The organism is Phenylobacterium sp. (assembly GCF_004297125.1).
In the GTDB taxonomy this organism is placed as follows: domain Bacteria; phylum Pseudomonadota; class Alphaproteobacteria; order Caulobacterales; family Caulobacteraceae; genus Phenylobacterium.
Window position 1 is genome coordinate 1 of record NZ_SCVD01000041.1, and the last position, 8,909, is coordinate 8,909.

At 68.9% G+C, this 8,909-nt stretch carries 7 protein-coding genes; 5 read left to right on the top strand and 2 right to left on the bottom strand.

The genetic code is table 11. The features are described from left to right. The 5 genes from EPO51_RS27860 to EPO51_RS27880 form a co-directional block, all read left to right on the top strand. The coding region (locus tag EPO51_RS27860; protein WP_293357509.1) for a phosphonate ABC transporter ATP-binding protein at positions 1-756 on the top strand (756 nt) is incomplete at its 5' end. Further along, positions 753-1,772, top strand: coding sequence for a phosphonate ABC transporter, permease protein PhnE (phnE, locus tag EPO51_RS27865; protein WP_293357531.1), 1,020 nt, complete (start codon positions 753-755; stop codon positions 1,770-1,772). The genes EPO51_RS27860 and phnE, both read left to right, overlap by 4 nt. 131 nt (positions 1,773-1,903) lie before the next feature. After that, entirely contained in the window at positions 1,904-4,012 is a 2,109-nt protein-coding gene (locus tag EPO51_RS27870) for a phosphocholine-specific phospholipase C (RefSeq protein ID WP_293357533.1), read from the top strand. 263 nt (positions 4,013-4,275) lie between these two features. Next, on the top strand, positions 4,276-6,495 hold the full coding sequence (locus EPO51_RS27875) for a TonB-dependent receptor plug domain-containing protein (protein WP_293357535.1): 2,220 nt from the start codon (positions 4,276-4,278) through the stop codon (positions 6,493-6,495). 201 nt (positions 6,496-6,696) lie between these two features. Then, on the top strand, positions 6,697-7,431 hold the full coding sequence (locus EPO51_RS27880) for an HAD-IIA family hydrolase (RefSeq protein ID WP_363201574.1): 735 nt from the start codon (positions 6,697-6,699) through the stop codon (positions 7,429-7,431). Positions 7,432-7,437: 6 nt separating this feature from the next. On the opposite strand, the gene EPO51_RS27885 is transcribed toward EPO51_RS27880, so the two are convergent. Together EPO51_RS27885 and EPO51_RS27890 are read right to left on the bottom strand one after the other, a co-directional pair. Further along, entirely contained in the window at positions 7,438-8,343 is a 906-nt protein-coding gene (locus tag EPO51_RS27885; RefSeq protein ID WP_293357539.1) for a MurR/RpiR family transcriptional regulator, read from the bottom strand. A 315-nt stretch (positions 8,344-8,658) separates the two neighbouring features. Then, positions 8,659-8,909: hypothetical protein (locus tag EPO51_RS27890; RefSeq protein WP_465246647.1), on the bottom strand; the 251-nt coding region annotated here is incomplete at its 5' end.

Here is an 8,909-nt window from a genome sequence, read left to right on the forward strand (position 1 = left end):
GCCCAGCCCCACCTGGCCTTCGCCGGGGCCTCGAAGCGGTTCGCGGACGGGACCCAGGCGCTCGCCGACATCACCTTCGCCGTGCCGCGCGGCCAGGTCTGCGCCCTGGTCGGACCCTCGGGCAGCGGGAAGTCGACCCTCCTGCGCGCGGTGAACGGCTTGACGGAACTGACCGAGGGAAGGGTGCTCGTCGATGGGACGCCGGTCGACGCCGAGCATCTGCCCGCGGTCCGGCGCAAGGTCGGGATGGTCCATCAGCACTACGGCCTCGTGGATCGCGCCACCGTGGCGGAGAACATGATCGCCGGGGCCGTCGCCGAGATCGCCACCTGGCGGGCCCTCTTGGGGATCTATCCCGCCGCCTACCGGGCGAAGGCCTGCACGCTGCTGGCCGAGGTGGGGCTTTCGCCTGAACACCTGACCCGCCGCGTGTCGGAATTGTCCGGCGGCCAGCGGCAGCGGGTCGGCATCGCCCGCGCCCTGATGCTGGACCCTGAGATCCTGATCGCCGACGAGCCCGTGGCGAGCCTCGACCCCCGCGTCAGCGTCGAGGTGCTGGACCTGATGCGCCGCGAGGCCCGGGCGCGGGGCGCGAGCGTCCTGTGCAGCCTGCACCAGGTGGACCTCGCCCGACGCTTCGCCGACCGCATCGTCGCCCTGCGCGCCGGCCGTCTCATGTTCGACGGCCCGGCCGTGGCGTTCGATGAGGCCGCCGCGTTGGCGATCTATGGCTCCGCCACGGAGGAACTGCGATGACCCTCGCGCCCGTCTCCACCGAGGCGCGGCCCGCCTCGCCCTGGCGCTTCCCGGCGGCGGTGCGTCCTCGCGCTCTGGCCGCTTGGCTCCTGCTGCTCGCGGCGATCGTCGTGTCCGCGCCGAGCGTCGAGGCCGGCCGGATGCTGCGGATGACGGGCGAAGCCGTCGTCGCCCTGGCCACGGGCGGCAAGTCGCAGGTCGTGGACGGCCTGGGCGCCATCGGCCGCCAGCTTATCCCCCTGCAGGTCTCGGAACGCCGGGAGGTGTCTAGGATCGAGGGCCTCGACCGCGACCGCCTGCCGCTCTTCTCGCGCATCGAGGTCGTGGACACCCGCACCGAGCGCCTCGACCCCGAGACGTTGCAGATGCGCGCCGTGGTCGAGCGCACCGAGTATCTGGTGGAGCCCGTCGGCTATCTCGTCCGCGTGGGCGTGAAGCTGTGGGAGACCCTGATGATCGCGTTCTGGGGCACGCTGCTGGCGGTGCTCATGAGCGCGCCCCTGGCGTTCTTCTCCGCCCGCAACCTGACCCCTCACGCGTGGCTCTATGGCGGGGCGCGGGCGCTGGTCAGCCTGCTGCGCGCCGTGCCCGAGCTGGTCAGCGCGCTGTTCCTGGTGGTGGCCTACGGCTTCGGACCGGTGGCCGGCGTCCTGGCCCTGGCGCTGCACGGCGCGGGGTTCCTGGGCAAGTTCTACGCCGAGGACGTCGAGGCCGCCGACCCCAAGCCGCAGGAGGCCCTGGCGGCCACGGGCGCCAACCGGCTGAAAGTGCTTCGCTTCGCCATCCTGCCGCAGGTGATGCCGCAATATATCGGCTACACGCTCTACGTGCTGGATCGGAACTTCCGCATGGCGACCGTCGTCGGCCTGGTCGGCGCGGGGGGCATCGGCCAGGAGCTGAAGGGCCGGTTCGACATGTACAACTATCACCATGTCGGCACGATCCTGGTGGCGATGTTCGCGGCGGTCTTCCTGATCGACCAGCTCTCCGCCCGCCTGCGGCGCGCCCACTTCTAGCGGGCATCGCGATAAACTCACTCTCATTCCGTGTTTGAGCTGAGAAATATTCATTGACCCGTCACGGACGCCACACGCCGGCGTCATGGCCTCGCGCCAGTGTGGCCTCGGATCGAACGATGGGGTTGGTGATGAGCGAGACGGATCGGCGGACATTTCTCAGGCTGGCGTCGGGCGCCGCGGCCGGCGGGGCGGCGATCGCCACCATGCCGTTGGCGATCCAGCGGGCCCTGGCGCTTCCCGCCCGGCAGGTGGCCGGCACGATCCAGGACGTGAAGCACGTGGTGATCCTGATGCAGGAGAACCGATCCTTCGACCATTACTTCGGGACCCTGCGCGGCGTGCGCGGGTTCGGTGACCGCCACCCGATCCCGTTGGCCGGGGGACGCGACGTGTGGCGCCAGTCGGACGGCAAGCGCGAACTGCCGCCGTTCCACCTCGACACCAGCAAAACCGACGCCATGCGCGTACCCGGCACGCCCCACTCCTACGCCGACGCCCAGGCCGCCTGGGGGCAGGGGAAGATCGAGGAGTGGCCGCGGTTCAAGACCGCCTACTCGATGGGCTACTACCGCCGCGAGGACATTCCCTTCCAGTTCGCCCTGGCCGAGGCGTTCACCATCTGCGACGCCTACCACTGCTCGGTCACGGCCGGGACGGACCCCAACCGCATCGTCTTCTGGTCGGGATCCAGCTCCGACCCCGAGCTGCGCGCCAAGGGCGTCGACTGCACCGACGACCATGCCGAGCCCGACAACTGGCGCTGTTGGGTGAAGGGCGCCCTGCCGGAGCCCGGCTACACCTACGCCGGCAACAGCCTGAAGTGGGACACCATCCCCGATGTCCTGGAGAAGGCGGGCGTGTCCTGGCGCATCTACCAGGACCCCAACAACAACTGGACCGGCGCCATGCACGGCGGCCTGGCGTTCGAGAGCTTCCGGAGCTGCAAGCCCGGCTCGGCCCTCTACGAGAAGGGCATGCGCCACTGGTCGCTGGAGCAGTTGGCGCGTGACGTCCAGGAGGGAACCCTGCCGGCGGTGAGCTGGATCCTGCCTTCGGCGCCGTTTTCCGAGCATCCCGGCGCCTCGACCCCGCTCCAGGGGGCCGAGTTCACCGCCAAGGTGCTGGAAGCCCTGACCGCCAACCCCGAGGTCTGGGGCAAGACGGTCTTCTTCCTTACCTTCGACGAGAACGACGGCCAGTTCGACCACCTGCCGCCGCCGGCGCCGCCGTCCTACGACGCCGAAGGCCGGCTCGCCGGCAAGTCGACCCTGGACCTTCGGGGTCACTATTTCTCCGACCCCCAGCGCAAGCACATCGACGCGCGCGACGCCCAGAGCGGCCTGGTGCGGCCGTTCGGCCTGGGCCCTCGGGTGCCCATGTACGTGGTCTCGCCCTGGAGCAAGGGCGGGTGGGTCAGCTCGGAGACCTTCGACCACACCTCGGTGGGTCAGTTCCTCGAGACGCGGTTCGGCGTCACCGTGCCGGGCATCAGCCCCTGGCATCGGGCGGTCTGCGGAGACCTCACCTCGGCCTTCGACTTCGCCAAGCCGAACGACCCGGCGTTCCCGGACCTGCCGGACGTCAGCGGCGCCTCGGCGGTGGTGCTGGAGCACGTCCAGCGCCCGCGCATCCTTCCGCCGGAACGGCCCCAGCCGGTGCGGGCGGAGACGGGCGTACGCCCCTCGCGCGCCTTGCCCTATGTGCTGAACGTCAAGGCCGAGGTCGCGGCCGGCGAGGTGCGCCTGGAGTTCCGCAACGGCGGCCAGGTGGGCGCCGTGTTCCACGTCTACGATCGCCTCCACCTCGACCGCATCCCGCGCCGCTACACCGTGGAGGCGGGCAAGACGATCTCGGACGCCTGGCCGACGGGCGGCGACGATGGCCGCTACGACCTCGCGGTCTTCAGTCACAACGGCTTCCGTCGGGACTTCCAGGGCGCGACCGGCGGAGGGCTGGAGGTCGAGCTCCGCTACCGTCCGCAGGCGCGCGAGGTGGAGCTGGAGATCCGCAACGCCTCTGCCCAGGCCCAGGACGCGGCGATCCGCCACAACGCCTATGGCGAGGCGGGCGGCGAGGTCCGCGTCCCCGCCAAGGGCCGTTCGACGCGGAGATGGTCGGTGGCCGGCTCCGGCGACTGGTACGACGTCAGCGTGTCCGCGCAGGGGGTGGTCCGCCGGGCCGCGGGCCGCGTGGAAACCGGCGCTCACGGGATCAGCGATCCCGCCATGGGCGCCTAGCCTCCGACATCCGCGCGGGGTCATCCGCGCCAGACACTGAGGAACGCTCAGGCACGGCCGCAGCTCGCGGCCGTGCCCTCTGGCGTGCGTCCAGATCGCACCGGGCCGATATGCGTAAAGTTCATTATCGTCTCTTAAAATAAATGAGAAATATTCATTCCAGCGTCACGAGAGACCCCTACTGATCCCAGCCCGACGGGGGCCGGAACGGGTCCCCCGAGCCGAACGCGAGGATCGCTCGCATGACCAGGGGATGGGTTGTCATGATCAAGAGACACAAGCCGACGGCCGCGGCCTTCGCCGCCGCGCTGCTGGCCGGGTGCGCGACGCCAGCGCTGGCCTGGGCCGCCGAGGCGGACGCGGACGCCGCAGGTCCTAACGTCAGCGAGGTGCTGGTGAAGGGCAAACGCGCCGACATGGGCTCGGTGAAGGCGGTCGAGGCCGTCGAGTACGGCAACTCGGTCCAGGTGGTCACCGCCGCCGACGTGGCGAAGAGCGGGGCGGTGAACTTCGCGGAACTGGCCCAGTTCCTGGTGAAGGGCGTGAACGTCGGCTACTCGCCCGACGAAGGCGAATACACGATTCGCCTCGACGGCGGCGGCGACCGCGACACGCTGGTGGTGCGCGACGGGGTGCCGCTCTACGACCGCGGTCCGGCCCTCGAGGACATCTGGGGCACCACCACCATCGATCCTCACATGATCGAGCGCGTGGAGGTCTTTCGCGGCGGCAACAGCCTCTTCTTCGGCAGCAACGGCGGCATCGGCGTCATCAGCCTGGTGACCAAGAAGCCCGACGGCACGCGCAAGGGTGAACTCGGCGTGAGCTACGGCTCGTTCGAGTCGCGGGAGATCTGGGGCAACTATTCGTTTCCCATCGACGCCGACGGTCGCCACAGCGTGATGTTCTACGGCTCGATGCAGGCCACCGACGGGCCGCGGATCTTCAACCCCGACGACTTCGTGGACAACGTCCGCGCCGCCGGCGGCGTCCAGGAGTATCCGCTGAACCGCAATGAAGTGGGGGTGAAATACCTCTGGAAGATCGATGACTCGACCGAGTTCCGCCTGAATGGCGAATACACCGAGTCCCAGTTCCAGGACGCGTTCCCGGACCGCGAGGTCCACTCGCCCAACACGGTCCGCTACCCGATCATCGACGGATCGCTGGAGAAGCGCTGGTCGCCGATGCTGCTCACCGAGGTGAACGGCTACTACAGCAACCCCAAGCTTTGGAACACCGAGCTCTACCCCGACATCTGCCTGGTCCAGGCCGGATGCGTAAACCCGGCCACGAACGCCCGCGTCCCGTTCGGGGCCTGGTCGGGCAAGGTGTTTGCGAATGGCGCGAACCGAGGCTTCGGCTCGACCAACCAGCGCCGCGCCGGCTTCAAGGAATACGGGCTGACGGTGCGCAACACGGTCAACCTCGGCGAATACCTGGAGTTCGTCGTCGGCGGGCAGGTGGTCCGCTACCAGGACGACTCGGCCGCCGAGTACCCCGTGGACAACGATCCGGCGACCACGAAGGGCGTCTTCATCGACGCCCGGCCGAGGCTGCCCTTCAGCCCCGACACAGCCATCTCTCTGGCGGTCCGCACCGACTTCCTCCCGGGCTCCGAGAAGCGCACCATCTGGAAGTTCGGCGTGCGCCAGCCGCTGCCCTACGGGTTCTACGTCCGTGCGAACGGCGGCACGTCGTACAGCCTGCCCCGCATCACCGAGCTGCGGAACGACACATCCACGGTCGTCGGGAACCCGAACCTGCAGACCGAGGAGACCGAGACCTACAACGGCGGCTTCGGCTACGAGCGCCGGTTCGACGGGTTCGCCGTGTCGGCGGAGGTCGGGGGCTTCAAGACCGAGATCACCAACCGGATCCGCACGACCACGGACTTCCCGATCCCGGCGGGCAACGGCTTCCCGTCGCGCAACACCTACTACAACGACCCCGCCATCACGCGCATCCTGGGGGTCACCGCCGACATCAACCTGAACGTCGGTGAGAGCTGGCGCATCAACCTCGGCTACACGGCCCAGGACGCGGCGGCGAAGACGGGCGTGCTCAAGGGCGAACAGATCGGCGAGACGCCGGCCTGGTTCATCAGCGGCATGCTGGAGTGGACCTCCCCCGACCGGCGGCTCAACGTGGCGGTCATGCCCCGGCTCCAGGGGTCGGAGTTCGCCAGCGGCGGCCTCACGGTCAACGGCGTCCCGCAGATCCGGAAAAACTTCGGCAAGTACACGGTCACCAACGCCACGGTGAACTACTTCCTCGGCGACGATCTGCAATACCAGCTGCAGTTCCGCGTCGTGAACGTGTTCAACGAGAAATACGCCGAGCGCTACGGCTTCGGAAATCAGCTGTACGGATCCGCCTTCAATCGCGGGGAATATACGAACCGCGATCCCAGGTACTTCTTCGGCTATCCGTTCGAAGGCAAGCCGCGCGCCTTCTACGGCACCTTCACGGCGCGTTTCTAGACGCTGGAAGCCGTCGCGCGCAGCGGGGCCAGCCTATCCCTCCGCGACCCGCGTTGCGCGCGACGGTCAGTCCTGAGCCCGGCCTGAGGTCCGGAGCGCTCTCCCCCAACCTGCGCCATCCGGCCAGATGGCGCGCGGAGTCTACTCTTGAATCGTCATGACTTTCGGTCGCCGCAGGTCGCGCGCGCCATTGAGGACGCCATGGAAGCCCGCCGGGCGATCGCGGAGGCAAAGGCGATCCTGCTCGACTGGGACGGCTGCGCCGCGATCGCCGACCGCCCGCAGCCCGCGGCGCTGTCCCTCATGGCCGCGCGTCCCCAGGCCTTCGCTATCGTCTCGAACAACACCAGCCACGTGCGGGGCTTCTTCGCCGACCGGCTGAGGACCGGCGGCGTGCTCGTGGAGCCGGAACGGGTGATCCTCGCCGGGATCGAAACGCTGCTGCGCGCGCGCCAATTGGCGCCGCGGCGGACGATGTTGCTCGGCACGCCGCGGATGGAGGAGGCCGCCCGGCGGATGGGGCTTCACCTCTCCAACGACGAGGCCGACCTCGTGGTGCTGCTCCGCGACACGCGCTTCTCGTACGCCAAGCTCACCCAGGCCGCGAACGCGCTGCGTCGCGGGGCGCGGCTGCTGGTGGGCAATCCGGACCGGACCCATCCCTCCGCGGAGGATCTGGTGATGCCGGAGACCGGTGCGCTGATGGCGGCGTTGCTGACCTGCGTCGAGCCGTCGTCGGTGGAGGTGGAGGTGGTGGGCAAGCCCAATCCCACGCTCTTCCTGCGCGCCTGCGAGGCGCTGTCGGTCCGGCCGGAGGAGGCGGTGATGATCGGCGACAATCCCGACACCGACGTGGCCGGCGCCGCCCCCCTGGGACTGCGCTGCATCCTCGTGGAAGGACCCGGCGCCCTCAGCCTCGAGGACCTCGTCGCCTGAAGGGCCTCAGAAGCGCTTGCTCGAGAGCGTGTCGAAGGTGCTGCGCAAGGTTTCCGTGGCGCGGTCGTGGTCCGCCAGGGCCAGGGCCGCGATCAGGGCGTCGACCACGCAGAGCTGAGCGATCCGGCTCATCATCGCCTCGGTGCGAAAGCGGGTCTCGCGGGCCATGGTGAACAGCACCACGTCCGCGTGCGCCTGGATGGGAGAGCGGGCGTAGTTGGTGATGACCACGGTCTGGGCGCCCGCCGCCTTTGCCAGCTTGGTGGACATCATCGTCTCGTGCGTGGCTCCCGAGTGGGAGATCGTCAGCACTGCGACGCCCGGGTCGGTGCGCGAGGCGCTGATCGCCTGGATGTGGCTGTCGGTGACAGCCTTGGCGTCGAGCCCGATGCGCAGCATGCGGTAGTGAGCGTCATCGGCGATCGGGGCCGACGAACCGATGCCGTAGACCTCGATGCGGCGGGCGGCGCGCAGCAGGTCGACGGCCCGGGCCAAGGCGGTGGGATCCAGCACCGACAGAGTGTCCTGCAGGGCCTGGATGCCCGAGTGGAAGATCTTGCGGCAGACGATGTTCGCGTCGTCGCCGATCTCCAGGTCCTCGTGGATGAACTGGACCGGGCGGACTATGGCCTGCGCCAGGCTCAGTTTCAGCTGCTGGAAGCCGGACAGGCCCAGGCGCTGGCAGAAGTTCACGACGCTGCCTTCGGACGCCTGCGTCGCTTCGGACAACTCCGTGACCGACATCTTGAGCACGTCCTCGGGTCGTTCGAGCACATAGTCGGCGATCCGCCGGGCGCCGGGGGCGAGGGCGTCCAGCAGCGCCCGAATCCGGGCGAGCGCATTGTCCACCGGCGCATGGTCCGAGGATCGAGCCCGATTGCTCAACTTGGTCGAAGCGGGGGGATCCGGCATTCATTCCTCACAGGCTCGGAGTCTCGTGATGCCACCGGCGTCTGTGGGGGTCCAGCGCACGGCCGCCGCCGGCCACCGATTCGGCGGCCGGGATGGCTGAGGCCTAGCAGCGGCGTCTGACAGAATTGGAACGGGCCAACGGACAGCATGCCCGCGCTGGCGGAAGCCGCCGAGAAACGGCCGGCCGCACGGCGAGGTTGGGGATCGCCTCCTGCGGGTAGCGACGGGCGCCTCCCGAGGATCCGTGGCGCCTCCAAGTTGGCGCACCACGCCCGCCTGCCGTTCTATTCCCGGAACCGCCTCAGGGCGCGACGATCAGGGCCGGACCTTGTCGATCCTCCCTCCGCGCAAGTCCAGCATGTGACGATGCAGGAAGGCCGAGAGTTGATCGGCCACCGCGACATTGTTGAGGTCTGCGAAGGGGATGTGGGTGTTGCCCGTGAGGCCCACAGACGGAAGGAAAAGGATTTCGGCCTTGCCGCCGCGCGCGTTCAGGAGGTCGACGAACTTTCGACACTCCTGAGCATGCCGCGACCAGGTCGGCGACTTGTCGGTGTTGTCGCCGA

Excerpts from the sequence above, each read along its gene's own strand:
- phnE (WP_293357531.1), top strand. The coding sequence starts at position 753 with ATGACCCTCGCGCCCGTCTCCACCGAGGCGCGGCCCGCCTCGCCCTGG.
- EPO51_RS27870 (WP_293357533.1), top strand. The coding sequence starts at position 1,904 with ATGAGCGAGACGGATCGGCGGACATTTCTCAGGCTGGCGTCGGGCGCC.
- EPO51_RS27875 (WP_293357535.1), top strand. The coding sequence starts at position 4,276 with ATGATCAAGAGACACAAGCCGACGGCCGCGGCCTTCGCCGCCGCGCTG.
- EPO51_RS27880 (WP_363201574.1), top strand. The coding sequence starts at position 6,697 with ATGGAAGCCCGCCGGGCGATCGCGGAGGCAAAGGCGATCCTGCTCGAC.
- EPO51_RS27885 (WP_293357539.1), bottom strand. The coding sequence starts at position 8,343 with ATGCCGGATCCCCCCGCTTCGACCAAGTTGAGCAATCGGGCTCGATCC.